We start from the raw sequence: 24575 nt of genomic DNA, 5'->3' as shown, positions 1-24575 counted from the left end.
GTGGCTGGCACTTATACGACGGCCGCAGGGCTTTCCTTGACCAACGGCTGCCCCAGGCTGCGCAACACATCGCGCACCATCTGCGCCCGCTCCTTCGGCTCCTTGAGCTCGCGCTCGATGCGCAGCTTCTCGTTGCCCGCCAGCTTGATGTGCTTGTTCTTCTGGATCAGGTGGATGATCGCCATCGAATCGACCGGCGGATCCTTCTTGAAGGTGATGTTGATGACGCCCGGCGCCGCATCGACCTTGACAACGCCGTAGGGCCGCGCGAGCACGCGCAGGCGGTGGGTGTCGATCAGGGTCTGGGCCTGCGGCGGCAGCTTGCCGAAGCGGTCGACGATCTCCTCCAGCAGGGTGTCGATCTGGTCGGGGTTCTTCGCGGTGGCGAGCTTCTTGTAGAACGACAGCCGCAGGTGGACGTCGCCGCAGTAGTCGTCGGGCAGCAGGGCGGGGGCGTGCAGGTTGATCTCGGTCGTGACCGACAGCGGCGACAGCAGGTCGGGCTCCTGCCCGGCCTTGAGCGAGCGCACGGCCTCGCTGAGCATCTCGTTGTAGAGCTGGAAGCCGATCTCCATCATGTTGCCGCTCTGGTTCTCGCCGAGCACCTCGCCGGTGCCGCGGATCTCGAGGTCGTGCATCGCGAGGTAGAAGCCCGAGCCCAGCTCCTCCATCTGCTGGATCGCATCGAGCCGCTGCGCCGCCTGCTTGGTCAGGCCCTCGGTGTCGGGCACCATGAGGTAGGCATAGGCCTGGTGATGCGAGCGGCCGACGCGGCCGCGCAGCTGGTGCAGCTGCGCCAGGCCGAACTTGTCGGCGCGGCTCATCACGATGGTGTTGGCGGTCGGCACGTCGATGCCGGTCTCGATGATGGTCGAGCACAGCAGCAGGTTGTAGCGCTGGGCCACGAAGTCGCGCATCACGCGCTCGAGCTCGCGCTCGGGCATCTGGCCGTGGGCGACGGCGATGCGCGCCTCGGGCAGGATCTCCTCGAGCTTCTGGCGCCGGTTCTCGATGGTCTCGACCTCGTTGTGCAGGAAGTAGACCTGGCCGCCGCGCTTGAGCTCGCGCAGCACGGCCTCGCGGATCACGCCGGTGCCCTCGTTGCGGACGAAGGTCTTGATCGCGAGCCGGCGCTGCGGCGCGGTGGCGATCACGCTGAGGTCGCGCAGGCCCTCGAGCGCCATGCCCAGCGTGCGCGGGATCGGCGTGGCCGTGAGCGTGAGCACGTCGACCTCGGCGCGCAGCGCCTTCATGGCCTCTTTATGGCGCACGCCGAAGCGGTGCTCCTCGTCGATGATCAGCAGCCCGAGGTTCTTGAACTTGACCGACTCCGAGAGCAGCTTGTGGGTGCCGACCACGATGTCGACCGTGCCCTCCGCCAGCCCTTTGGCGGCGGTCGTGATTTCCTTGGTCGAACGGAAGCGGCTCATCTCGGCCACCTTCACCGGCCATTTGGCGAAGCGGTCCACCAGGGTCTGGTAGTGCTGCTCGGCCAGCAGCGTGGTGGGCGCGAGGAAGGCCACCTGCTTGCCGCCGGTGACCGCGATGAAGGCGGCGCGCAGCGCGACCTCGGTCTTGCCGAAGCCGACGTCGCCGCAAACCAGGCGGTCCATCGGCTGCGGCGAGATCATGTCCTGCACCACGGCATGGATCGCGGCCTTCTGGTCGGCGGTTTCCTGGAAGCCGAAGTCGTTGGCGAACACCTCGTAGTCGGCCGGCGAATAGCGGAAGGCATGGCCCTCGCGCGCGGCGCGGCGCGCGTAGATGTTGAGCAGCTCGGCGGCCGAGTCGCGCACCTGCTCGGCGGCCTTGCGCTTGGCCTTGTCCCATTGGCCCGAGCCGAGCTTGTGCAGCGGCGCCTCGTCGGCGCTGACGCCGGTGTAGCGGCTCACCAGGTGCAGCTGGCTCACGGGCACGTAGAGCGTGGCCTTGTCGGCGTACTCCAGGTGCAGCATTTCCTGCAGCAGCGGCTTGCCCTCGGCATCGCTGCCCTGGCCCAGGTCCATGTGGATCAGGCCGCGGTAGCGGCCGATGCCGTGCGCGGAGTGCACCACCGGGTCGCCCACGTTGAGCTCGGACAGGTCCTTGATCAGCGCCTCGACGTCGCTGACCTGTTCCTGCTTCTTGTTGCGGCGCCGGCCGGTGCTGCCGGTGGCGAACAGCTCGGTCTCGGTGACGAAGTCGATGCCCTGTTCGCGCCAGGCGAAGCCGGCCGCCAGCGCGGCGGTGGCGATGCCGACCTTCTCGTCGGTTGCGGCCTCGAACTCGGCCAGCGAGTCGAAGGCCGGCGGGCTCACGCCGCTGGCGCGCAGGAAGTCGAGCAGGCTCTCGCGCCGGCCGTCGCTCTCCGCGATCATCAGCACGCGGTGTGGCGTGGCGGCGATGTGGGCCTTGAGCCGCACCAGCGGATCATCGGCGCCACGCACCACCGAGAAGGCGGGCAGGGTGTCGAACTCGGCGAAGGGCGCGGCGTCGGCGGTCGAGCGGATCGAGAGCTGCGCATGCGGCTTCACGCGCTGGTAGAACTGCTCGGCGTTGAGGAACAGCGCCTCGGGCGGCAGCGCCGGGCGCTCGGGATCGCCGCGCACCAGCCGGTAGCGCTCGCCCGTGTCCTGCCAGAAGTGCTGGAAAGCGGGCTCGAGCTCGCCATGCAGCACCACGGTGGTGTCGGGGCCCAGGTAGTCGAACACGGTCGCCGTCTCGTCGAAGAACAGCGGCAGGTAGTACTCGATGCCGGCGGTGGCCACGCCGTTGCCCATGTCCTTGTAGATGCGGCTCTTGGTCGGGTCGCCCTCGAGCAGCTCGCGCCAGCGGCCGCGAAAGCGCGCGCGCGCGTCGTCGTCCATCGGGAACTCGCGGCCCGGCAACAGCCGCACCTCGGGCACCGGGTAGAGGCTGCGCTGGGTGTCGGGGTCGAAGGTGCGGATCGAGTCGATCTCGTCGTCGAACAGGTCGACCCGGTAGGGCACCGGCGAACCCATCGGGAACAGGTCGATCAGGCCGCCGCGCACCGCGTACTCGCCCGGGCTCACCACCTGCGTGACGTGGGTGTAGCCGGCCAGCGTGAGCTGCGCCTTGAGCTTGGCGTCCTGCAGCTTCTGCTTGGTCTTGAAATGGAAGGTGTAGCCCGCGAGGAAGGACGGCGGCGCGAGCCGGTAGAGCGCGGTGGTGGCCGGCACCAGCACCACGTCGGCTTCCTTCTGGCTGATGCGCCACAGCGTGGCCAGGCGCTCGCTGATCAGGTCCTGGTGCGGGGAGAAGCTGTCGTAGGGCAGCGTCTCCCAGTCGGGAAACAGCGCGCAGCGCAGCTCGGGCGCGAAGAAGGCGATCTCGTCGATCAGGCGCTGGGCGTCGTTGGCATCGGCCGTGAACATGGCCGTGGCGCGGCCCGCGGACTTTTCGCGCCGCGCGAGCTGGGCCAGCAGCAGCGCATCGGCCGACAGCGGGGGGCGCGGCAGCGTGAAGCGCTTGCCCGCCGTGAGATGGGGGAGGTCCATAAAGGCTTGCTGGAAATGCACAACACCCCGCGCCGACTGGCGAGGGGTGTGCAATGGGGTCGATTCTAGAATGGCGGCCCTTCTTCTGCTTGTCGGCGCACTGGCCGACCGTCTGCCGCACCATGTCTTCTTCCCGCCTCTTCGTGCTGATCCCGTGCGCCGGTTCCGGCCACCGTGCCGGCCATGCGCAGTCCCCGCAGCCGAAGCAGTACCGGCGGCTGGCCGGGGCGCCGATGGTGGCGCACACGCTGGAGGCCTTCCGCGCGCTGAACGGGCGCTTCGCCGGCATAGCGCTGGTGGTGGCGCCCGAGGACCGCGACGTGGACGCCGCGCTGCCGCTCTTTCCGCTGCAGGACGAGCACCTGCTGCGCGTGGGCGGCGTGACGCGCGCGGCCTCGGTGCGCAACGGCCTGCTGGCGCTGCGGCAGAAGGGGGCCGGCGCGCACGACTGGGTGCTGGTGCACGATGCGGCGCGCTGCCTCGTGACGCCGAGCCAGATCGAGGCGCTGATCGCGGCCTGCGAGCACGATGCCGTCGGCGGCCTGCTGGCGCACCGGCTGGCCGACACGCTCAAGGTGTCGACGGCCGACAGCCGCGTGGCGCAGACCCTGCCGCGCGCCGACAAGTGGCTCGCGCAGACGCCGCAGATGTTCCGCATCGGCATGCTGCTCGACGCGCTCGAGCGTGCCGGCGACGCGGTGACCGACGAGGCCGGCGCGATCGAGGCGGTCGGGCTGACGCCGCTCTTGGTACCGGGCAGCGCGCAGAACTTCAAGGTCACCTATCCCGAGGACTTCGCGCTGGCCGAGGCGCTGCTGCTGGCGCGCAAGAAGGTGCTCGCATGAGTGGCGCCTTCAACATCCGCGTCGGCGAGGGCTGGGACGTCCATCAGCTGGTGGCGGGGCGCAAGCTGGTCCTCGGCGGCATCGAGGTGCCGCATGTCACGGGCCTGCTCGGCCATTCCGATGCCGACGTGCTGCTGCATGCGATCACCGACGCGCTGCTCGGCGGCGCGGGCCTGGGCGACATCGGCCGGCATTTTCCGGACACCGACGCGCAGTTCCGCGGCGCCGATTCGGCCGTGCTGCTGGCCGAGGCGGCGCGCCGCGTGCGCGCCGAGGGCTGGCAGATCGGCAATGTCGACAGCACCGTGATCGCGCAGGCGCCGAAGCTGGCGCCGCACATCCCGGCCATGCGCGAGCGCATCGCGCAGACGCTGGGCATCGCGGGCGAGCAGGTCAACGTGAAGGCCAAGACGGCCGAGAAGCTGGGCCCGGTGGGCGAGGGCCGCGCGATGGAAGCGCGCGCCGTGGTGCTGCTGCACCGCTGAGCGCGCGACTTCTTCTTTCTCTCAGAGTTTGCGCACCGGCGGCTGCACCGGCCGCGGCGGCACCGGCATCGCGCGCGGCATGCGGATGTGCGCCGCGAGGCCGCGTCCCGGCGTGCTGGTGAGCGCGAAGGTGCCGCCCATGCGCTCGATGTTCTTCGCCACGATCGACAGGCCCAGGCCCGCGCCCGCGGCCGAGGTGCGCGCCGCGTCGCCGCGAAAGAAGGGCTTGGTGAGCTGCGCGAGCTGGGCCGGCTCTACGCCGGCGCCGCGGTCGCGCACCTTGATCAGCACCGCATCGTTGCTCGCCTGCGCCTGGATCACCACGTCGGCGATGCCGGTGGCGGGCGTCTTGCCGTAGCGGCGCGCGTTCTCGACCAGGTTGGAGATCACGCGCGTGAGCTCGACCTCGTCGCCCATCACGCGCAGGTCGGGCGGCACGTCGACCGTGATGCTCATCTCCTCGTAGTCCTGCACGGCGTAGGTGCAGGAGTCGACCACGTCGCGCAGCAGCACCGGCTTGGGGTCGACATGGTCGGGCCGCGCGTAGTCGAGGAACTTGTCGATGATCGCGTCGAGCTGCGCGATGTCGGCCGCCATGTGGTCGCGCGCGTCTTCATCGGCCACGCTCATCTCGGTCTCGAGGCGCAGCCGCGCGAGCGGCGTGCGCAGGTCGTGCGAGATGCCGGCCAGCATGATCGCGCGGTCCTGCTCGATCTTGGCGAGCTGGTCGGCCATGCGGTTGAAGCCGATGTTGACCGCGCGGATCTCGTTGGTGCGCGCGCGCTCGTCGAGTCGGTGCGCTTCGTACTCGCCCTCGCGCACCTGCATGGTGGCGCGCGAGAGCTGCTTGAGCGGCAGGTTGATGAGCCGCGTGATCAACGCCGCGCCCGCGAGCGACAGCGCCATGGCGGTGCTGAGCCAGACCAGCCAGGTGCGCCCGCCCACGCGGCTGAAGCGCGTGGGGTCGAGCAGCAGCCAGTAGGTGTCGCTCTCGATCGTGAAGCCGATCCACAGGCCGGCCTCGTCGTTGACGCGGCTGGCCACCGTGGTGCCGGCGCCGAGCTGGTCGATCAACTCCTCGGTCACGCGCTGGTCGAGCGCGCCGCTGGTGTAGGGCTGCACGCGGTCGTTGGGTTCGCGCGGCAGGATGCGCACGCCTTCCTGGTCGGCCAGCGTCTTGATCAGCGACACGCGCGTGATCGCGTCCGAGTACACCAGCGCCGCGCGCGTGAGGTTCACGAGCGAGGCGATCTGGTGCGCGGTCTGGATCGCGCGCGGTTCGTATTCGAGCGAGCGGAAGGTCTGCAGCCAGGCGACGGTGCAGCCGATCAGCAGGAGGGCGAGCAGGAAGAAGGTGCGCCAGAACAGGCTGAAGCCGAGCTTGAGCCCGGGGCGCCGGTCACGCTGCGCCGCGCCCTCGAGCGGGCTGGGCATCGTGACCTGGGCGCCGTCCTCCTGGGGGGCTTCTCTTGCGGAGGGGAGGCCGATGGCCACCGCTGGTGCCGCGTCAGGCCGTGCCGTCCGGCACGAAGACGTAGCCCACGCCCCACACCGTCTGGATGTAGCGCGGTGCCGCGGCGTCGGACTCGACCAGCTTGCGCAGGCGCGAGATCTGCACGTCGAGGCTGCGGTCGAAGGGCTCGAACTCGCGGCCGCGCGCGAGCTGGGCCAGCTTCTCGCGCGACAGCGGCTGGCGTGGGTGGCGCACCAGCGCCTTGAGCATCGCGAACTCGCCGGTGGTCAGCGAGAGTTCCTCGCCGTCCTTCTTGAGCGTGCGCGAGCCGAGGTCGAAGGTGAACGGGCCGAAGGTGACGGTCTCGTTCTCGGTCGAGGGCGCGCCGGGCGCCTCGAGCGGCGGACGGCGGCGCAGCACGGCGTGCACGCGCGCCAGCAGTTCGCGCGGGTTGAAGGGCTTGCCGAGGTAGTCGTCGGCGCCGACCTCGAGACCGACGATGCGGTCGACGTCTTCGCCCTTGGCGGTGAGCATGATGATCGGCGTACGGTCGTTGGCGGCACGCAGGCGGCGGCAGATGGACAGGCCGTCTTCGCCGGGCATCATGAGGTCGAGCACGATCAGGTCGACCGTGTCGCGCAACAGGATGCGGTTGAGCGCCTTGCCGTCCTCGGCCACGATCACCTCGAAGCCTTCCTGGGTCAGGTAGCGGCGAAGCAGGTCGCGGATGCGGGCGTCGTCGTCGACGATCACGATCTTGTCGGTGCGAGCGGGAACTTGAGTCATTTCTACAACGTCGAATTTGTAACAGCGCCGATTCTGAAGGTGTTGGAAGCCGGTTGAGCCGGATTTGCTTTGAGACTGACACTAAGTTACAAAACTTGCGACCGCTCGCGGTCCAGTCATCCGATGTAAGCGCGGCGGTGGCACAGTGCCTCTGCCCTATGACTTTTGCGCAGAGATTTCTTTCATCCGCCACACCCTTGCTGCTGCTCGCGTGTGCCTGTGTGCCGTCGATCTCGGCGGCCGAGTTCCTTCGGGTGGCCGATGGGCGCCGCTACGATCTGCGGGCCGCGGTGGCTGCGCACCGCGCTGCACAGCGCGACGAGATGCGCCGCGGCGAAGCCATCGCGGGACGGCGCCTCACGCCGGCCGAGCTGTACGAATTGCGGCAGCAGGTGCGCGGGCAGTGGAGCACGCCGGGCATCTCCGCGCATTCGGCAGAATCGCAGCCGGCCGAACGCATCGTGCCGGCGCCGATGCCGGCCGCGCGGCTCCTGCCCGCGCCGCGCAGCCAGCGACCTTGAGCGCAGTGCGCGAGCCACGGCTCGCGCCGCGAGGGCGGGTGCACCGAGTGCCCGCCTTCTTCTCGTACGTCATCGACGTACCTACAACCTGGGAGAGCCAATCTTGAAAAGAACCATCACCTTGATCGCCGCGTGTGCCGCATGGGCCGGCCTGGCCGGCGCGGCCATGGCGCAGAACGCCGTCGTGGCGCCGCCGCAGAACGTGCTGCAGCTCAGCGCCAACGGAACCGTCGAGGTGCAGCAGGACCTGCTGAGCATGACGCTCGTGACCACGCGCGATGGCACCGACGCCGGCAGCGTGCAGGCGCAGCTGAAGACCGCGCTCGACGCGGCGCTGACCGAGGCGCGCAAGAACGCGCAGGCCGGCCAGCTCGACGTGCGCACCGGCAACTTCAGCCTGTCGCCGCGCTACACGCGCGAAGGCAAGATCAACGGCTGGCAGGGCACGGCCGAACTCGTGCTCGAGGGCCGCGACTTCCCGCGCATCGCCCAGACGGCCGGCCGCATCACGACGCTGACCGTCGGCAACGTGGGCTTCGGCCTGAGCCGCGAACAGCGCGCGAAGACCGAGACCGAGGCGCAGACCCTCGCGATCGACGCCTTCAAACAGAAGGCGATCGAGCTCTCGAAGAACTTCGGCTTCGCGGGCTACACGCTGCGCGAGGTGTCGGTGAATGCGAACGACGGCGGACCGATCCGTCCGCGCATGATGGCGGCGTCGGCCAAGTCCTTCTCGGCCGACGCGCAGGTGCCGATCGAGGCGGGCAAGACCAGCGTGGTGGTCAACGTCTCGGGATCGGTGCAGCTCAAGTAAGGGCTGCGGGGCGGGGCGCCTGGCGCGCTCCGCCCGTGTTTCTTCCTATTGCGCGGTCCAGCCGCCGTCCATCTGCCAGGCCACGCCGCGCACCTGGTCGGCCGCGGGCGAGCACAGGAACACGGCGAGCCCGCCGAGCTGTTCCACCGTGGTGAACTGCAGCGAGGGCTGCTTCTCGCCCAGCAGGTCGTTCTGCGCCTGCGTGGCGCTGATGCCTTCGCGGGCCGCGCGGTCGTCGATCTGCTTTTGCACCAGCTGCGTCAGCACCCAGCCCGGGCAGATCGCGTTGCTCGTGATGCCGGTGGTCGCGGTCTCGAGCGCCACCGACTTCGTAAAGCCGACGATGCCGTGCTTGGCCGCCACATAGGCCGATTTCTGGGCCGATGCCACCAGGCCGTGGGCCGAGGCGATGTTGATGACGCGGCCCCAGTTGGCTTCGCGCATCGCGGGAATCGCCAGCCGCGTGGTGTGGAAGGCGCTCGTGAGGTTGATTGCGATGATCGCGTCCCAACGTTCGGGCGGGAAGTCCTCGACCTTGGCCACGTGCTGGATGCCGGCGTTGTTGACCAGGATGTCGACGCGGCCGAACCTGGCGGCGGCGAACTTCATCATGTCCTCGATCTGGTCGGGCTTGCTCATGTCGGCGCCGTGGTACTCGGCGCGCACGCCGAGCGCGGCGATCTGCGCCTTGGGCGCCTCGGCGTCGCCGAAGCCGTTGAGCACGATGTCGGCGCCTTGCTGGGCGAGGGACTGGGCGATGGCGAGCCCGATGCCGCTGGTGGACCCCGTGACAAGAGCGGTTTTGCCTTTGAGCATGAAGATGAATCTCCGGATGAATTAGGATGCGACGAGAAGATTATCCGCACCAGAACGGCCCTGTTTCCATGACCGAACCGACGCTTCACCACGTGGCGTGCAACGACACCCACGGCGGCCACCGCATGGCCTATTGGCAGTGGGGCGACGCGGGCAGCCCGCACGTGGTGCTCTGCGTGCACGGCCTGACCCGGCAGGGCCGCGATTTCGATGCGCTGGCCCGTGCGCTCGTGGCGCGCGCCCAAGGCCGGGTGCGGGTGGTCTGCCCCGACGTGGCCGGCCGCGGCGCCAGCGACTGGCTGCGCGACCCGGCCGCCTACCAGGTGCCGCTGTACGCGGGCGACATGGTGGCGCTGCTCGCGCAGCTCCAGCAGCAGCATCCGATCCAGACGCTCGACTACGTGGGCACCAGCATGGGCGGCCTGATCGGCTTCGTGCTGGCCGGGCACAAGGAACTGCCGCTGCCGGCGCCGGTGCGGCGCTTCGTCGTCAACGACGTCGGCCCGACCATCGAGGCGGCGGCGATCCAGCGCATCGCGGCCTACGTGGGGCAGGGCGGCCGGTACGACAGCCTGCAGCAGGCGGCCGACGCGCTGTGGGCGATCTCCACCAGCTTCGGTCCGCACACGCCCGAACAATGGCTCGAACTGACGCGGCCCATGGTCGTGCCGGCCTCGCAGCGCAGCGCCGATGGCACGGCCAAGGTCGATGCGCCGGCCGGCACGGACGGCCCGTGGATGCTGCACTACGACCCGGCGCTCGCGGTCGGCCTTCGTGCCATCACGCCCGAAGCCGCGGCACAGGGCGGCGCCATCATGTGGGGCCTGTACGACGCGATCACGGCGCGCGTGCTCGTCACGCGCGGCGCCCAGTCCGATCTGCTGTCGCGCGAGACCGTCACCGCGATGACGCAGCGCGGCCCGCAGGCGGCGCTGGTCGAGTTCGAGGGTGTCGGCCATGCGCCGACCTTCGTCGATCCCGCGCAGGCCGCGGTGGTCGTGGACTTCCTGTTCGATTGAGGGCGGCGTGAAGCGCGAGTCTTCCAGCCTTCAGGGGATGCCGGCTTCGGACGGCATCGTCGTCGACTATCCGTTGTCGGCCGCCACCGCCGAGCGCTCGCCGGTGATGGAGAACATGCTCGCGCGCGCACGCGCCTTCGCCGAGCCGCTGATCGTCGACGAACTGCTCGACACCGGCGAGAACGCGCTGGCGCACGCCGACGCGGTGGCCGCCATCGTCAAGAAGATGGGCGGCTCCGAGGCCATGCAGGGCGCGAGCTACCTGGTCTATGCCTGTTCGCACCTCAACCGTCCGCAGGAAGTCATCGCCAAGGTCTTCGGCGACAACTTCGCGGCGCTGGCGGTGGAAACCACCAAGCTCGTGCGCGTGCAGGAGCAGGCCCGCGCGGCGGCGCGTGCCCACCAGAACGAGGGCGCGGGCGCCCAGACCGAGAACGTGCGCAAGATGCTGCTGGCGTTCTCGCGCGACCTGCGCGTGGTGATGCTGCGCCTGGCCTCGCGCCTGCAGACCCTGCGTTATGCGGCCGCCAGCAAGAAGCCGGTGCCCGAGGGCGTGGCGCGCGAATCGCTGCAGGTGTTCGCGCCGCTCGCGAACCGGCTCGGCATCTGGCAGGTCAAGTGGGAGATCGAAGACCTCTCGTTCCGTTTTCTCGAGCCCGAAACCTACAAGCTGATCGCGCGCCTGCTCGACGAGAAGCGCATCGAGCGCGAGAGCTACGTCGAGCAGTTGCGCTCGCGGCTCGAAAGCGAGCTGCACTCCGAGGGCATCCGCGCCGTCGTGCAGGGGCGGCCGAAGAACATCTACAGCATCGTCAAGAAGATGCGCGGCAAGTCGCTCGACTTCGCGCAGGTCTTCGACATCCTCGCGCTGCGCGTGGTGGTGCCCGACGTGAAGGACTGCTACGCGGCGCTGGCCTGGGTGCATTCGCACTTCCAGCCGATCGACGAGGAGTTCGACGACTACATCGCACGGCCCAAGCCCAACGGCTACCAGTCGCTGCATACCGTGGTGCGCGCGCTGGTCGACGGCCAGGTGGGCAAGCCGATCGAGATCCAGATCCGGACCGAGGAAATGCACGACCACGCCGAGCACGGCGTGGCGGCGCACTGGGCCTACAAGGAAGCCGGCCACAAGGGCTACGCGGGCGTGTGGGCCAGCGGCGAGTACGACGCCAAGATCGCGGTGCTGCGCCAGCTGCTGGCGTGGGAGCGCGACTTGTCGGGTGGGCTGCAGGGCCAGGGCCTGTTCGACGATCGCATCTACGTGCTGACGCCCGATGCGGCGATCGTCGAGCTGCCGCAGGGCGCGACGCCGGTCGACTTCGCCTATACGGTGCACACCACGCTGGGCCACCGCTGCCGCGGCGCGCGCGTCGACGGCGCGATGGTGCCGCTCAACACGCCGCTGTCGAACGGGCAGACGGTGGAGGTGATCGCGGCCAAGGAAGGCGGGCCCTCGCGCGACTGGCTCAATGCGGAGCTCGGTTATCTCGCGAGCCATCGCGCGCGCGCCAAGGTGCGCGCCTGGTTCAATGCGCAGATCACGCACGAGACGGTGGCGCGCGGCCGCGAGGCGGTCGAGAAGCTGCTGCAGCGCGAAGGCCGCACGGCCATGCGGCTTGAGGACCTCGCATCGCAACTGGGTTTCAAATCGGCGGACCAGCTGTTCGAAGTGGTCGGCAAGGACGAGTTCTCGCTGCGTAACATCGAGACGCTGCTGCGTCCGCCCGAGCCGCCGGCGAATCCCGACGACGGCGTGCAGATCAAGAAGCCGCGCGCGAGCGAGAAGGCGGGCAAGGGCGGCGTGCTCGTTGTCGGCGTGTCTTCGCTGATGACGCAGCTCGCGAAGTGCTGCAAGCCGGCACCGCCCGATGCCATCGCGGGCTTCGTCACGCGTGGCCACGGCGTGAGCGTGCACCGCGTGGATTGCAGCAACTTCCGCACGATGGCCTCGCGCGACGGCGAGCGCGTGATCGACGTGGAGTGGGGCGCGACCAAGGGCGAGGCCCCGGTCTATGCGGTCGACGTTGCCGTGGAGGCGGCCGACCGGCAGGGCCTGCTGCGCGACATCTCCGATGTCTTCGCGCGCGAGAAGATGAACGTGATCGGCGTGCAGACGCAGTCGGTCAAGGGCACGGCATGGATGACCTTCACCGTGGAGATCGCCGATGCGGCGCGTCTCGCGCAGGTGCTCAACGTGGTCACGGCGGTGGCTGGCGTTCGATCTGCGCGACGCCGATGAAAAAGGGGCGGGCTGCCCGAAAACGGCCATTTCTCCTGCTATACTTTCAGCTTCTCGAAACAATCGCAGGCGCGTAGCTCAGCTGGTTAGAGCACCACCTTGACATGGTGGGGGTCGTTGGTTCGAGTCCAATCGCGCCTACCAAATCTCCCTCTGAAGAAAACCAGTCTTCAGGCACAACGGGAGATTTTGGGGAGATTCTTCTCCCCCTTGCAGTGAAGTCCGAAGCTTCATCTCCTGCCTCTTCATCCCATCCGTGATTCCGGCGTGACGTTGATGCGTCCTTCGTGGATTAGGGTTTGGGCGCTCGAGGCGAGCTGTGGCTAGTGGGGCGAAAGAGGATCCTACCGGTGGGTAGAATCGTTTTCGCAGAGATGCCCAGGTCCGACCGAGCGCTATTCCCTGGATCGGCCATTCGCCGGACTGGCGAACCGGACATCCGGCCGGCTTCCCGCCGTGGCAATCGCCCATTCGGATGGCCGCCGCAGGCAACCACCGGGCCATTTTCTTGTGCTAACTTGGCTGCCGTGCAGAGCCTTTTTTCTTTTCATTTCCCCTCGGGGATCATCCGATGAGCGCGCGACCGATCGTGGTGGATCGCGAGCGCGCGCAGGCGCGGTTGGCCGCGCTGATGAAGCAGGCGCCGATCGAGTTCGCGCGGGCCGTCTACGGCATCAACGACCGTGCGGGTGGCCGCCTCGACACCATGGCGGCGCGGGAGGTCGAGCGTGCGGCGCGGCAGGGCATGCCGGTCACACAGGAGCGCGCCGAGCAGCGCGCCCGCGCCTACCTGCCGACGGCTGGCCACGAGCATTGCCCGCGCTGCTGGGTCGTCTACGGGCACAAGAGCCCGTTGCGCTTTCGCGAGGAAACGGCGGAGCGGCCCGAATCGGCTGCCTGCGCGGCTTGCGGCGCGGAGTACGCCACGGCCGCCGAGTGAAAGCGCGGCCGGCGGTTGCGCGCGGTCAGGGTAAACCTTGTCGCGATGCAGCAAAACCGCTCCCTAGAATCATCCGATGACATGGGCGTCCATGTGAAGGAGTCCGCAGTGCAGAGCAAGAAGTCCGGGGTCAAGCCGGTACAGCGTGTGATCAAGAAGTACCCGAACCGAAGGCTCTACGACACCGAGACGTCCACTTACATCACGCTGACCGAGGTCAAGCAACTGGTGATCGAGCGCGCCCAGTTCGTGGTGCGCGATGCCAAGACCGGCGACGACCTCACGCGCAGCATCCTGCTGCAGATCATTCTCGAAGAAGAGGCGGGCGGTGCGCCGATGTTCACCGAACAGGTGCTGGCCAACATCATCCGCTTCTATGGCCAGGCCATGCAGAGCTACATGGCGCCCTACCTCGAGAAGAACATCCAGGCCATGACCGAGGTGCAGGCGCAGCTCGCCGAGAAGGCCGAGGGCCTGACGCCCGAGATGTGGTCGCGCTTCATGAGCATGCAGTCGCCGATGCTGCAGGGCCTGATGGGCAACTACGTGGAGCAATCGAAGAATGTCTTCCTGCAGATGCAGGAACAGATGCAGAAAAGCACCGAGCAGGTATTGGGCGCCTTTGGCATCAAGCGTCCCTGAAATACCTGTAGTCCCAGATAGCTGGGACAATAGGAGGCTATGAGCGAAGTTGCCTCCCACGAACGAACAGCCACGACGGCCGCCCCCAAGGTCGGCTTCGTGAGCTTGGGCTGTCCCAAAGCCCTTACCGATTCCGAATTGATCCTCACGCAGCTGAGCGCCGAGGGCTACCAGACCGCCAAGTCCTTCGAGGGCGCCGACCTGGTGATCGTCAACACCTGCGGGTTCATCGACGATGCCGTCCGGGAAAGCCTGGACACCATCGGCGAGGCGCTGGCCGAGAACGGCCGGGTGATCGTCACCGGCTGCCTGGGTGCCAAGACCGGCGACCAGGGCGGCAATCTGGTCAAGCAGATGCACCCCAGCGTGCTGGCCGTCACGGGCCCGCATGCCACGCAGGAGGTGATGGATGCGGTCCATGCCAACCTGCCGAAGCCGCACGATCCCTTCGTCGACCTGGTGCCCAACAGCTTCGGCGTGGCGGGCCTCAAGCTCACGCCGCGCCACTATGCCTATCTGAAGATCAGCGAGGGCTGCAACCATCGCTGCACCTTCTGCATCATTCCCTCGATGCGCGGCGACCTCGTGTCGCGGCCCGTGGGCGACGTTCTGAGCGAGGCGAAGGCGCTGTTCGAGGGCGGCGTGAAGGAGCTGCTGGTGATCAGCCAGGACACCTCGGCCTATGGCGTGGACGTCAAGTACCGCACCGGGTTCTGGGACGGCAAGCCGGTCAAGACCCGCATGCTCGAGCTGGTGCGCACGCTCGGCGAGATCGCCGAGCCCTATGGCGCCTGGGTGCGGCTGCACTATGTCTACCCCTATCCGAGCGTGGACGAGGTCATTCCACTGATGGCCAGCGGCAAGGTGCTCCCTTACCTCGACGTGCCCTTGCAGCACAGCCATCCCGATGTGCTGCGCCGCATGAAGCGTCCCGCCAGCGGCGAGAAGAACCTCGAGCGCATTGCGCGCTGGCGCGAGGTGTGCCCGGAACTCGTGATCCGCAGCACCTTCATTGCCGGTTTTCCCGGCGAGACGGAAGAGGAATTCGAGCACCTGCTCGACTTCATCCGCGAAGCGCGCATCGATCGCGCGGGCTGCTTTGCCTACAGCCCGGTCGAGGGTGCCACCGCCAACGACATTCCCGGCATGCTGCCCGAGGCCGAGCGCGAGGCGCGCCGTGCGCGCTTCATGGAAGTGGCCGAGGCGGTGTCGATCGCCAAGCTGCAGGAGCGCGTGGGCGCGACGATGCAGGTGCTGGTCGATTCCGCGTCGGCGATGGGCCGCAAGGGTGGCGTGGGACGCACCTACGCCGACGCGCCCGAGATCGACGGCACCGTGCGGCTGCTGCCGCCCGAGAAGATCAGCAAGACGCTCAAGGTGGGGGAGTTCACGCGCGCGCGCATCGTGGGCGCCGAGGGGCACGACCTGATCGCGTTGCCCGTTTGATGATTCGAACGGACAAGAAAAAAGCCACCGTGAAACGGTGGCTTCATTCGAAGAATCTCAAGAACCTTTTGAAGCTGCTCTTGGATCTGGTGCCCAGAAGAGGACTCGAACCTCCACGATGTTACTCGCTAGTACCTGAAACTAGTGCGTCTACCAATTCCGCCATCTGGGCATTTCAGGAAAGCCTACGAGTATATCAAATCAAAAACGATTTTCTCGCGGCCTCGCAATTTTGTGCGCACGATGATGCGTTCACGACACAGGCACCGATGCGCGGACTGACCGCGCGCGCGCCGACGTCGATGACGACCATGATCGGAGCGGGCAAGAAAAAAGCCACCGGAGACCGGTGGCTTGAATCGAAGGACTCGATGAGAGTCTATTTAAACTTGGTGCCCAGAAGAGGACTCGAACCTCCACGATGTTACTCGCTAGTACCTGAAACTAGTGCGTCTACCAATTCCGCCATCTGGGCCCGCATACTTGCCGAAGCAGGTACGCTTTGAATTTCAGTAAAGAAGGAGATCATATCAAAAATAATGTCACTTCCAGCGGCTTGCTGGATGAATTCGAAGGCTCGGTTCAGGGCCATCGCGACGGACATGGCTTCGTGCAACGCGACGACGGCGAAGCCGACATCTATCTGCCCCCCAACGAGATGCGCGCGGTCCTGCACAAGGACCGCGTCAAGGCGCGCGTGGTGCGGCTCGACCGCCGCGGACGCCCCGAAGGGCGCGTGGTCGAGATCATCGAGCGCCCCGAGCAGCCGATCATCGGCCGCCTGCTGCACGAGGGCGGCATCTGGCTCGTGGCACCGGAGGACAAGCGCTACGGCCAGGACGTGCTGATTCCCAAGGGCGCGACCGGTCCCGCCAAGGTGGGACAGGTGGTCGTGGTGCAGCTCACCGAGCCGCCCGCGCTCTTCGGCCAGCCCGTGGGCCGGGTGAAGGAAGTGCTGGGCGAGATCGACGACCCCGGCATGGAGATCGAGATCGCGGTGCGCAAGTACGGCGTGCCGCACGAGTTCTCCGAAGCGTGCCTGGCCGAGGCCAAGGCGCTGCCCGAGAAGGTGCGTCCGGCCGACAAGAAGGGCCGCGTCGACCTCACCGACGTGCCGCTGGTCACGATCGACGGCGAGGACGCGCGCGACTTCGACGACGCCGTGTACTGCGAACCCGCGAAGGTCGGCCGTGGCAAGGGCTGGCGCCTCCTGGTTGCGATTGCGGACGTCAGCGCCTATGTGCGCACCGGCTCGGCGATCGACATCGATGCCTACGACCGCGCCACCAGCGTTTACTTCCCGCGCCGCGTGATTCCGATGCTGCCCGAGAAGCTCTCGAACGGCCTGTGCTCGCTGAACCCCGAGGTCGAGCGCCTGTGCATGGTCTGCGACATGCTGGTCGCTGCCGATGGCGAGATCTACGCCTACCAGTTCTATCCGGCCGTGATGTTCAGCCACGCGCGATTCACGTACACCGAGGTAGCTGCCATCCTCGGCAACACGCGCGGCCCCGAGGCGGCCAAGCGCAAGGAGCGCGTCAAGGACCTGCTGAACCTCGCCGATGTCTACAAGGCGCTGCTCAAGCAGCGCGGCAAGCGCGGCGCGGTCGACTTCGAGACCACCGAAACGCAGATCATCTGCGACGACGCCGGCCGCATCGAGAAGATCGTGCCGCGCACCCGCAACGAGGCGCACCGCCTGATCGAGGAAGCGATGCTCGCGGCCAACGTCTGCAGCGCCGACTTCATCGCCGAGGGCAAGCACCCGGGCCTGTACCGCGTGCACGAGGGCCCGACGCCCGAGAAGAAGGAAATCCTGCGCGGCTACCTGAAGGCGATGGGCGTGGGGCTGAGCATCACCGACGATCCGGCGCCCGGCGAATTCCAGGCCATCGCCGAGGCGACCAAAGAGCGCCCCGACGCGCAGCAGATCCACACCATGCTGCTGCGCTCGATGCAGCAGGCGATCTACACGCCGATCAACAGCGGCCACTTCGGCCTGGCCTACGAGGCCTACACGCACTTCACGAGCCCGATCCGCCGCTATCCCGACCTGCTGGTGCACCGCGTGATCAAGGCCATCCTCGGCAAGACGCGCTACCAGCTGCCGATGCTGCCGACGCCGGGCGAGGCGCACGCCAAGCTCGCCAAGCGGCTGGCCTCGCGCGTGAAGGCTCCGACCACCAAGCCGCAGAAGGCCACGGTCGCGCCGACCAAGGAAGTGCAGGCCTGGGAAGCAGCCGGGCTGCATTGCAGCGCCAACGAGCGCCGCGCCGACGAGGCCAGCCGCGACGTCGAGGCCTGGCTCAAGTGCAAGTACATGCGCGAGCACCTCGGCGAGGAGTACGGCGGCGTGGTCACCGCGGCCACCACCTTCGGCATCTTCGTCACGCTCGATGCGATGTACGTCGAGGGCCTGGTGCACATCACCGAGCTCGGCGGCGAGTACTTCAAGTTCGACGAGATGCGCCAGGAGCTGCGCGGCGAGCGCACCGGCATCCGCTATGCCATCGGCACGCGGGTGCGGGTGCAGGTCAGCCGCGTCGACCTCGATGGCCGCAAGATCGATTTCCGCCTGGTGCGAGAGGGCGAGGAGCTCACCGCGCGCGCCATGAAGGACAAGGGTGCCGCGTCCGGCGGCGTGCCGGTCAAGGCCTCGGCCAAGCGCAGTTCGCGCCAGAAGGCCGAGGCGCCGAGCGGCGGCACGCGCGCCGCCGGGCGGGAACCGGCCGCGGGCGGTCCGCAGTCCGCGATGCAGGCCTTCAAGTCGGCGGTCAAGAAGGCCGCCAACAAGATGAAGGGGCGCAAGACGCGCCGCGGCTGAGTGCCCCTTTCATCGACATCCATTCCATTCGAATCCATGAACACGCCGAGAAGGAGACAACGGGCATGAGTACAGAGAAGAACAAGGGCATCGCGATCGTCACGGGGGCCGGCACCGGCATCGGCCGCGCCGCGGCGCTGGCCCTTTTGGGCGACGGCTGGAGCGTGGCCCTGGCGGGCCGCCGCCTCGAGCCGCTCGAGCAGGTGGCCGAGGAATCGGGCGCGGGTGCGCGCGCCTTCGCGGTGCCCACCGACGTGGCCAGCGCCGAGTCGGTGCAGGCGCTGTTCGGCGCCACCGTCGAGCGCTTCGGTCGCGTCGACCTGCTGTTCAACAACGCGGGCGTCGGCAACCCGCCCGGTTCCTTCGAGGACTGGACGCCCGAGCAATGGCGCGGCGTGGTCGACATCAACCTCAACGGGATGTTCTTCTGCATCCAGCAGGCCTTCCGCACGATGAAGGCGCAGACGCCGAAGGGCGGCCGCATCATCAACAACGGCTCGATCTCGGCCACCGCGCCACGGCCGAACTCGGCCGCCTACACGGCGACCAAGCATGCGGTCGAGGGCCTGACCAAGACGGCGTCGCTCGACGGGCGCAAGCACGACATCGCGGTGGGCCAGATCGACGTTGGCAATGCCATGACGGAGCTGGCCGCGCGCATGGCCAAGGGCGTGCCGCAGGCCAATGGCGAGCTCGCGGTGGAGCCGCTGATCGACGTGAAGATCGTCGGCCAGTCGGTGCTCTACATGGCGAACCTGCCGCTCGAGGCCAACGTGCTGTTCCACACGGTGATGGCGACGAAGATGCCCTTCGTCGGCCGCGGCTAGAAGCCCGTCAGCGGGAGGACTGGCGCGCGAGCGCGCCGGCCGTCAGCGGCGGCGCGTCGGCCGGCCAACTGTCGGCCAGGTGGCCGTGATGCCAGGCCGCTTCCCAGGCGGCGTCGAAGGCGCCGCGGCCCGCCGCCAGTCCCGCCCCGACCATGCCGGCGAGCACGTCGCCGGTGCCGGCGCTCGCGAGGCGGGCGTTGCCGGTCGGATTGAGGACGGGCACCGTGCCCGCGTCGTCGGCGACGATCGTTCCCGATCCCTTGAGCACCACGACGGCGCCCGTCTGCGTCGCCAGCCGGCGCGCGGCCGCCAGGCGGTCGGCCTGCACCTCGCCGGCCGTGCCGCCGAGCAGGCGCGCCGCCTCGAGCGGATGCGGCGTGAGCACCGTGGGCCGACCGCGTTTCGTGCGCGCCTTCAACTGAGTCTGCAGACCTTCGTCGCTCGCGATCGCGTTGAGCGCATCGGCATCGAGCACCAGCGCGCGGGCGGTCGACAGCACGCGCGGCAGCAGCTCGCGCACCGCGGTGCCGCCGCCACAGCCGCAGACCACGGCCATCGCCGAGAGATCGAGCGAACGGGCGTCGCGCAGCATCAGTTCGGGTTGCGCGAGGTCGACCGGCGCCGCGCCCGGATCGAGCAGGCCGACGAAGGTGCGGCCCGCGCCCGCATGCAGCGCGGCAGAACCGGCCAGCAATGCCGCGCCGGCCATGCCCGATGCGCCGCCGATCACGGCCACGTCGCCGTAGCTGCCCTTGTGGGAGGCGTGGGCGCGCGGGGCGAGCGATGGGGCGCCCGGCAGGCGCGCCACGGGCGGTTCGCTCGTCGCTCCGCAGCCGAGGTCGTCGAACCAGATCTCGCCGGCCGCGTCGCGGCCCTGGGCGGTGAAGAGACCGGGCTTCAGGGTCAGCAGGCTCAGGCAGATGCGCCGCGATGCCGCGCTTTGTGCCAGAAGATCGTCGCCGTGCGAAAGCGTGCCGGTGTCCGCATTCAGGCCCGATGGCACGTCCACCGCGAGCACGGGATGCGCCTCGCCATGCATGCAGCGCAGCCACTCGGCCATCGCGCCTTGAGGCGGGCGGGTGGCGCCGATGCCGAGCAGTGCGTCGATCGCGAGCTCGTAGCGCGCGGGCGGCTCCGGGGCGAAGGTCACGCCCGCATCGCGAGCCCGCTGCAGCGAGGCTTTCGCGTCGGCCGGCAGGCGGGCCTCGTCGCCCGCGAAGCTGACGACGACCTCGACCCCGCGCTGCCGCAACTGCGCGGCCGCCTCGAAGCCGTCACCGCCGTTGTTGCCCGGCCCGCAGGCCACCCAGACGGTGCGGGCGTGCGGCGCGATCGCCATTGCGAGCCGTGCCACCGCCAGCCCGGCGCGCTGCATCAGCGCGTGAGCGGGCAGGGCGGCCGCGGCGGCCTGTTCGATGCGGCGCGTGGCAGCAAGGTCGAACAGGTCGGCTGCGGTGGCGGAGGTGATGCGGTGCATCGGGCGATTCTGCCCCTGCCTATGATCGCGCGATGAAACGTCTCGGGCTCCTCGGCTGGCTGATCGTGCTGCTGCTTGCGTGGTTCGTGGCCTTCGTTGTCACCAGCATGGCGTTGAGCGAAGGACTGGCTTGGGCGCTGGGGTGGCTGGCCATCGTCTGGGCTGTGTTCCTGCTGGCCGAATCGCTGCGATGGGTGCCGCTGCGCGACCTGGCCTGGGCCGCGAGCGTGGGCTGGGGCTTCGGGCTGATCCGCTGGCTCGATCCCATGATCGATGGCGCCGCGGGTGTGTGGCGCTGGCTGCTGATGGCGGCGGACCTGCTGTGCCTGGCCGTGTGCGTGCTGGTCGCGCCCGCGTTGCTGTCCTGGCTGGCCCGGCGTATGCGGTCGCCGGAGCCGCCGCCGCTGCCGGTCGAGCGGCCGGCTACTCACCCGCGCCAGTGGGGCCCGAAGGACGAGGCCTGAATCTCAGGACCCGAGCCGTTCGACGCCCAGGCCCTCAAGGTCCACGCCGGGGTCCTGCCCGGCGATCAGGTCGGCCACCACGCGCGCGCTGCCGCACGACAGCGCCCAGCCGCTGGAGCCATGGCCGAGGTTGAGCCACACCCCCGGGATGCCGCTCGCGCCGAGCACCGGCGGCCCGTCGGGCAGCATCGGCCGTGCGCCTTTCCACTGCTGCACGCCCGACTGCAGGGTCGCCGCGCCCGGGAACCAGTCCTGCAGCACCTTGTAGAGCGTGAGGATCGCGGGCTGGCTCAAGGTGTCGGCCGAGCCGCCGATCTCGGCGCTGCCGGCCACGCGCACGCGCTGGCCGAGGCGCGAGATCGCGACCTTGTAGCGTTCGTCCATGATCGCGCTGCGCGGCGCGTTGAGCGGCTCGCGCACCGGCGCGCTCACCGAATGCCCGTAGACCGGCGCCATCGGGATCCGCAGGCCGAGCGGGCGCAGCAGCGAGGCCGAGCCGAGCCCGGCGCAGACCACCACGGCATCGAAGTGCAGCGCATCGGAACCGCTGGCCAGCGACAGCGAGGTGGGCGCGGCGCGGCTCAGCGGCGCGATGTCGCAGTTGAAGTGGAACTGCGCGCCGAGCGACTCGGCCTCCCACTTGAGCAGCAGCGCGAACTGGCGGCAGTTGGCGACCTCGTCCTCGGGCAGGTGGATGGCGCCGGCCAGTGGCGTGTCGGGATTGAGGGCGGGCTCGATCAGCCGGGCCTCGTCGGCATCGACCTCGCGGAACACGCTGCCCGCGCTGCGCAGCACCTCGAGGCCGGGCTGGACCAGCTTGCGCTCGCGCTTGGAGCGCAGCAGCACCAGGTAGCCGTCGCTGCGCTCGTAGCTGAGTTCGCGGGCCTCGCTCACCTCGTGCAGCCGGGTGCGGCTGTAGAAGGCCAGGCGCTGCATGCGCGCGCGGTTCGCGAGGTAGGTTTCGAGCTTGCAGGCCTTCTGCCAGCGCGACATCCAGCCGAGGTCGCGCGAGGACAGCGGCCAGCGCAGCTTGATGGCGCCGTGCGAGGACAGCAGCGAGCGCAGCACCTTCAGGCGCATGCCGGGCGCTGCCCAGGGCGTGACGTAGCCGGGCGCCACCACGCCGGCGTTGGCGAAGCTGGCTTCCTCGGCGGCGGCGCCCCGGCGTTCGAAAACGGTCACTTCATGGCCGTCGGACGCCAGCTCCCAGGCGGTGGTGACACCGATGATGCCGGCGCCCACGATCGCGATTTTCATTGAGATTCAGGATAAAAAAGAGTGCTGACGTCCATCTGACGAAGGTGCCTAGCTATTGTTTTTGCAGCAGCCATGCCGTCTCGTCGTGCAGCGCAGCATGCCAGAGCATTGGCGCCCCGGGGCGTTCCCCGGGTACACGGCGGGGCATCGAGGGCGCGCATCCGTCGAACGGCGTCCGACGGGCGGCTGGAAGGTGGGGCTTCGGGATCTGGCAAGGCGTGCGGGGCAGGGGTGTCCGAGGTGCGTGCTATACTCTTTGGGTTTCGCTCACGCGGTACTTCATCTGTCAAGACGGAGCGCCACACCGACGAAACACATTCGCAAACCAGCCCAATCAAGGTGTTGCGACCTCGCTGATGCAGCGTTGCCGGCCAAGCCGGCATGCAGTGTCCAGCGGAGTGCAAAAACGGGCTGGATTTTAGACCCAACCTTCGGAGTAACTTCAATGTCCGTCACCATGCGCGAAATGCTGGAAGCCGGTGTCCATTTCGGTCACCAAACCCGCTTCTGGAACCCCAAGATGGCCCCGTTCATCTTCGGTCATCGCAACAAGATCCACATCATCAACCTGGAAAAGTCGCTTCCGATGTTCCAGGATGCGGCCAAGTACGCCAAGCAGCTGACGGCCAATCGCGGCACGATCCTGATGGTCGGCACGAAGCGCCAGGCGCGCGAAATCGTCGCTGCCGAAGCCCGCCGCGCCGGCGTGCCCTTCGTCGACACCCGCTGGCTCGGCGGCATGCTGACCAACTTCAAGACCGTCAAGACCTCGATCAAGCGTCTGAAGGACATGAAGGCCCAGCAGGAAGCCGGCCTCGACAGCCTGAGCAAGAAAGAGCAGCTCACCTTCACCCGTGAAATCGAGAAGCTCGAGAAGGACATCGGCGGCATCCAGGACATGGCTGCGCTGCCCGACGCCATCTTCGTGATCGACGTGGGCTTCCACAAGATCGCCGTGGCCGAAGCCAAGAAGCTCGGCATTCCGCTGATCGGCGTGGTGGACTCCAACCACTCGCCCGAAGGCATCGACTACGTGATCCCCGGCAACGACGACTCGTCGAAGGCTGTCACGCTGTACGCCCGTGGCATCGCCGACGCGATCATCGAAGGCCGCAACAGCGCGACCAGCGACGTGGTCAAGGCCATCGCCGAGGGTAGCGACGAATTCGTCGAAGTCGAAGAAAGCGCTTCGGCCTGAGCTGCGCGTCCCCGCGCCTGAAGAAGGGGCTTCGTTGCCCCTTTTTTTTAATCTGATTTTCTGAATACGGAGAGAAACAATGGTTGCAATCACCGCAAGCATGGTCGGCGAACTGCGCGCCAAGACCGACGCGCCGATGATGGAGTGCAAGAAGGCTCTGACCGAGGCCGACGGCAACATGGAAAAGGCCGAAGAGCTGCTGCGCATCAAGCTCGGCAACAAGGCCGGCAAGGCATCGAGCCGCATCACCGCCGAAGGCGTGGTGGCTGCCTATGTCGACGACGCCGCCGGCGCGATGATCGAGATCAATTGCGAAACCGATTTCGTCACCAAGAACGACAGCTTCCTGGCGCTGGCCAATGCCGCCGCTAAGCTGGTCGCGCAGAACAACCCGGCCGACATCGCCGCGCTGGGCGCGCTGGCCTACGAGCAGGACGGCTTCGGCCCCACGCTCGAGGACGTGCGCAAGGGCCTGGTCGGCAAGATCGGCGAGAACATGAGCTTCCGCCGCTTCAAGCGCTTCGCCGGCAACGGCAAGCTGGCTTCGTACCTGCACGGCACGCGCATCGGCGTGGTGGTCGAGTTCGAAGGTGACGACGCTGCCGCCAAGGACGTCGCGATGCACATCGCCGCCATGAAGCCGGTGTCGGTTGCCGCGTCGGACGTGCCGGCCGAGCTGATCGAGAAGGAGCGTGCCGTGGCCGCGGGCAAGGCGGAAGAAGACCGCAAGACCGCCGAAGCCGAGGGCAAGAAGCCGCAACCCGCCGACATCGTTGCCAAGCGCATCGAGGGCGGCGTGCAGAAGTTCCTCAAGGAAGTCTCGCTGCACAACCAGCCGTTCGTGAAGAACGACAAGCAGACCGTCGAACAGATGCTCAAGGCCGTCAACACCACCGTCAAGGGCTTCACCCTGTACGTGGTCGGCGAGGGCATCGAGAAGAAGGTCGACGACTTCGCTGCCGAAGTCGCGGCCCAGGTCGCAGCCGCCAAGGCCGCCGCCTGAGACCGTCCCCCGCCAGAAG

The 24575-nt window shown here is 68.2% G+C and carries 20 protein-coding genes and 3 tRNA genes; 15 read left to right on the top strand and 8 right to left on the bottom strand.

The features are described 5' to 3' along the window. Positions 1-11 precede the first annotated feature (11 nt). Positions 12-3497, bottom strand: a complete 3486-nt coding sequence (gene mfd, locus BM109_RS09385) for a transcription-repair coupling factor (protein WP_093342293.1) — start codon at positions 3495-3497, stop codon at positions 12-14. 122 nt (positions 3498-3619) lie between these two features. On the opposite strand from mfd, the gene ispD reads away from it, so the two are divergent. After that, positions 3620-4342: a 2-C-methyl-D-erythritol 4-phosphate cytidylyltransferase gene (gene ispD / locus BM109_RS09380; protein ID WP_093342490.1), complete on the top strand. Its 723-nt coding sequence runs from the start codon at positions 3620-3622 to the stop codon at positions 4340-4342. Continuing rightward, positions 4339-4827 carry a 2-C-methyl-D-erythritol 2,4-cyclodiphosphate synthase gene (gene ispF, locus BM109_RS09375; protein ID WP_093342291.1) on the top strand — a complete coding sequence of 163 codons (489 nt, stop codon included), beginning with the start codon at positions 4339-4341 and terminating at the stop codon, positions 4825-4827. Before ispD ends, ispF begins: the two co-directional genes overlap by 4 nt. Positions 4828-4848: 21 nt before the next feature. On the opposite strand, the gene BM109_RS09370 is transcribed toward ispF, so the two are convergent. Both BM109_RS09370 and ompR read right to left on the bottom strand, forming a co-directional pair. Further along, the gene (locus BM109_RS09370) at positions 4849-6261 is read right to left on the bottom strand and encodes a sensor histidine kinase (protein ID WP_093342290.1); all 1413 of its coding nucleotides are present in this window, start codon (positions 6259-6261) and stop codon (positions 4849-4851) included. A gap of 73 nt (positions 6262-6334) precedes the next feature. Then, positions 6335-7066 (bottom strand): osmolarity response regulator transcription factor OmpR, encoded by a 732-nt coding sequence (gene ompR / locus BM109_RS09365; RefSeq protein ID WP_093342288.1) that lies wholly within the window; start codon positions 7064-7066, stop codon positions 6335-6337. A gap of 197 nt (positions 7067-7263) precedes the next feature. On the opposite strand from ompR, the gene BM109_RS09360 reads away from it, so the two are divergent. Both BM109_RS09360 and BM109_RS09355 read left to right on the top strand, forming a co-directional pair. Further along, a complete protein-coding gene (locus BM109_RS09360) occupies positions 7264-7587 on the top strand; it encodes a hypothetical protein (protein WP_256222452.1) in 324 nt (107 codons plus the stop codon). A 103-nt stretch (positions 7588-7690) separates the two neighbouring features. Continuing rightward, entirely contained in the window at positions 7691-8401 is a 711-nt protein-coding gene (locus BM109_RS09355) for an SIMPL domain-containing protein (protein WP_177239287.1), read from the top strand. 45 nt (positions 8402-8446) lie between these two features. Here the strand turns inward: BM109_RS09355 and BM109_RS09350 are convergent, their stop codons facing one another. Then, positions 8447-9217: a 3-hydroxybutyrate dehydrogenase gene (locus tag BM109_RS09350; protein ID WP_093342285.1), complete on the bottom strand. Its 771-nt coding sequence runs from the start codon at positions 9215-9217 to the stop codon at positions 8447-8449. Between the two features lie 68 nt (positions 9218-9285). Between BM109_RS09350 and BM109_RS09345 the strand changes: the two genes are divergently transcribed. The 6 genes from BM109_RS09345 (at position 9286) to rimO (ending at position 15506) form a co-directional block, all read left to right on the top strand. Beyond that, on the top strand, positions 9286-10236 hold the full coding sequence (locus tag BM109_RS09345; RefSeq protein WP_256222451.1) for an alpha/beta fold hydrolase: 951 nt from the start codon (positions 9286-9288) through the stop codon (positions 10234-10236). Between the two features lie 37 nt (positions 10237-10273). After that, positions 10274-12478, top strand: a complete 2205-nt coding sequence (locus tag BM109_RS09340; protein WP_371268788.1) for a RelA/SpoT family protein — start codon at positions 10274-10276, stop codon at positions 12476-12478. A 67-nt stretch (positions 12479-12545) separates the two neighbouring features. Further along, positions 12546-12622 (top strand) — tRNA-Val (locus BM109_RS09335). A 427-nt stretch (positions 12623-13049) separates the two neighbouring features. Beyond that, complete coding sequence (locus tag BM109_RS09330) at positions 13050-13418, top strand: hypothetical protein (RefSeq protein ID WP_093342281.1); 369 nt, start codon at positions 13050-13052, stop codon at positions 13416-13418. Between the two features lie 81 nt (positions 13419-13499). Further along, positions 13500-14060 carry a polyhydroxyalkanoate synthesis repressor PhaR gene (gene phaR / locus BM109_RS09325; RefSeq protein WP_057591651.1) on the top strand — a complete coding sequence of 187 codons (561 nt, stop codon included), beginning with the start codon at positions 13500-13502 and terminating at the stop codon, positions 14058-14060. Positions 14061-14099: 39 nt separating this feature from the next. Next, positions 14100-15506 carry a 30S ribosomal protein S12 methylthiotransferase RimO gene (gene rimO / locus BM109_RS09320; RefSeq protein WP_093342280.1) on the top strand — a complete coding sequence of 469 codons (1407 nt, stop codon included), beginning with the start codon at positions 14100-14102 and terminating at the stop codon, positions 15504-15506. Between the two features lie 87 nt (positions 15507-15593). On the opposite strand, the gene BM109_RS09315 is transcribed toward rimO, so the two are convergent. Both BM109_RS09315 and BM109_RS09310 read right to left on the bottom strand, forming a co-directional pair. Continuing rightward, a tRNA-Leu gene (locus BM109_RS09315) sits at positions 15594-15678 on the bottom strand. A 218-nt stretch (positions 15679-15896) separates the two neighbouring features. Then, a tRNA-Leu gene (locus BM109_RS09310) sits at positions 15897-15981 on the bottom strand. Positions 15982-16062: 81 nt separating this feature from the next. On the opposite strand from BM109_RS09310, the gene rnr reads away from it, so the two are divergent. Together rnr and BM109_RS09300 are read left to right on the top strand one after the other, a co-directional pair. After that, positions 16063-18330, top strand: a complete 2268-nt coding sequence (gene rnr / locus BM109_RS09305) for a ribonuclease R (protein WP_371268787.1) — start codon at positions 16063-16065, stop codon at positions 18328-18330. 65 nt (positions 18331-18395) lie between these two features. Continuing rightward, on the top strand, positions 18396-19157 hold the full coding sequence (locus BM109_RS09300) for an SDR family oxidoreductase (RefSeq protein ID WP_093342279.1): 762 nt from the start codon (positions 18396-18398) through the stop codon (positions 19155-19157). 7 nt (positions 19158-19164) lie between these two features. On the opposite strand, the gene BM109_RS09295 is transcribed toward BM109_RS09300, so the two are convergent. Further along, positions 19165-20634, bottom strand: coding sequence for an NAD(P)H-hydrate dehydratase (locus BM109_RS09295; protein WP_093342277.1), 1470 nt, complete (start codon positions 20632-20634; stop codon positions 19165-19167). Between the two features lie 32 nt (positions 20635-20666). On the opposite strand from BM109_RS09295, the gene BM109_RS09290 reads away from it, so the two are divergent. Continuing rightward, positions 20667-21098, top strand: coding sequence for a hypothetical protein (locus BM109_RS09290; protein ID WP_093342276.1), 432 nt, complete (start codon positions 20667-20669; stop codon positions 21096-21098). Positions 21099-21101: 3 nt separating this feature from the next. Here BM109_RS09290 and BM109_RS09285 read toward each other — a convergent pair whose 3' ends face one another. Further along, positions 21102-22355 carry a D-amino acid dehydrogenase gene (locus BM109_RS09285; RefSeq protein WP_093342274.1) on the bottom strand — a complete coding sequence of 418 codons (1254 nt, stop codon included), beginning with the start codon at positions 22353-22355 and terminating at the stop codon, positions 21102-21104. A gap of 445 nt (positions 22356-22800) precedes the next feature. On the opposite strand from BM109_RS09285, the gene rpsB reads away from it, so the two are divergent. After that, complete coding sequence (gene rpsB / locus BM109_RS09280) at positions 22801-23553, top strand: 30S ribosomal protein S2 (RefSeq protein ID WP_093342273.1); 753 nt, start codon at positions 22801-22803, stop codon at positions 23551-23553. A gap of 79 nt (positions 23554-23632) precedes the next feature. After that, a complete protein-coding gene (tsf, locus tag BM109_RS09275; protein ID WP_093342272.1) occupies positions 23633-24556 on the top strand; it encodes a translation elongation factor Ts in 924 nt (307 codons plus the stop codon). The last annotated feature ends 19 nt before the right edge of the window (positions 24557-24575 follow it).

The sequence above is a fragment of the Variovorax sp. PDC80 genome (genome assembly GCF_900115375.1).
Taxonomy (GTDB): domain Bacteria; phylum Pseudomonadota; class Gammaproteobacteria; order Burkholderiales; family Burkholderiaceae_C; genus Variovorax.
Note: the sequence above shows the minus strand (reverse complement) of the source record. Positions and strands in the feature narration are given on the sequence as shown.

What these genes read in the sequence shown, in the direction of transcription:
- mfd (WP_093342293.1), bottom strand. Translation starts at nt 3,497, where the DNA reads ATGGACCTCCCCCATCTCACGGCGGGCAAGCGCTTCACGCTGCCGCGC.
- ispD (WP_093342490.1), top strand. Translation starts at nt 3,620, where the DNA reads ATGTCTTCTTCCCGCCTCTTCGTGCTGATCCCGTGCGCCGGTTCCGGC.
- ispF (WP_093342291.1), top strand. Translation starts at nt 4,339, where the DNA reads ATGAGTGGCGCCTTCAACATCCGCGTCGGCGAGGGCTGGGACGTCCAT.
- BM109_RS09370 (WP_093342290.1), bottom strand. Translation starts at nt 6,261, where the DNA reads ATGCCCAGCCCGCTCGAGGGCGCGGCGCAGCGTGACCGGCGCCCCGGG.
- ompR (WP_093342288.1), bottom strand. Translation starts at nt 7,066, where the DNA reads ATGACTCAAGTTCCCGCTCGCACCGACAAGATCGTGATCGTCGACGAC.
- BM109_RS09350 (WP_093342285.1), bottom strand. Translation starts at nt 9,217, where the DNA reads ATGCTCAAAGGCAAAACCGCTCTTGTCACGGGGTCCACCAGCGGCATC.
- BM109_RS09345 (WP_256222451.1), top strand. Translation starts at nt 9,286, where the DNA reads ATGACCGAACCGACGCTTCACCACGTGGCGTGCAACGACACCCACGGC.
- BM109_RS09340 (WP_371268788.1), top strand. Translation starts at nt 10,274, where the DNA reads ATGCCGGCTTCGGACGGCATCGTCGTCGACTATCCGTTGTCGGCCGCC.
- BM109_RS09330 (WP_093342281.1), top strand. Translation starts at nt 13,050, where the DNA reads ATGAGCGCGCGACCGATCGTGGTGGATCGCGAGCGCGCGCAGGCGCGG.
- phaR (WP_057591651.1), top strand. Translation starts at nt 13,500, where the DNA reads ATGGGCGTCCATGTGAAGGAGTCCGCAGTGCAGAGCAAGAAGTCCGGG.
- rimO (WP_093342280.1), top strand. Translation starts at nt 14,100, where the DNA reads ATGAGCGAAGTTGCCTCCCACGAACGAACAGCCACGACGGCCGCCCCC.
- BM109_RS09300 (WP_093342279.1), top strand. Translation starts at nt 18,396, where the DNA reads ATGAGTACAGAGAAGAACAAGGGCATCGCGATCGTCACGGGGGCCGGC.
- BM109_RS09295 (WP_093342277.1), bottom strand. Translation starts at nt 20,634, where the DNA reads ATGCACCGCATCACCTCCGCCACCGCAGCCGACCTGTTCGACCTTGCT.
- BM109_RS09290 (WP_093342276.1), top strand. Translation starts at nt 20,667, where the DNA reads ATGAAACGTCTCGGGCTCCTCGGCTGGCTGATCGTGCTGCTGCTTGCG.
- BM109_RS09285 (WP_093342274.1), bottom strand. Translation starts at nt 22,355, where the DNA reads ATGAAAATCGCGATCGTGGGCGCCGGCATCATCGGTGTCACCACCGCC.
- rpsB (WP_093342273.1), top strand. Translation starts at nt 22,801, where the DNA reads ATGTCCGTCACCATGCGCGAAATGCTGGAAGCCGGTGTCCATTTCGGT.
- tsf (WP_093342272.1), top strand. Translation starts at nt 23,633, where the DNA reads ATGGTTGCAATCACCGCAAGCATGGTCGGCGAACTGCGCGCCAAGACC.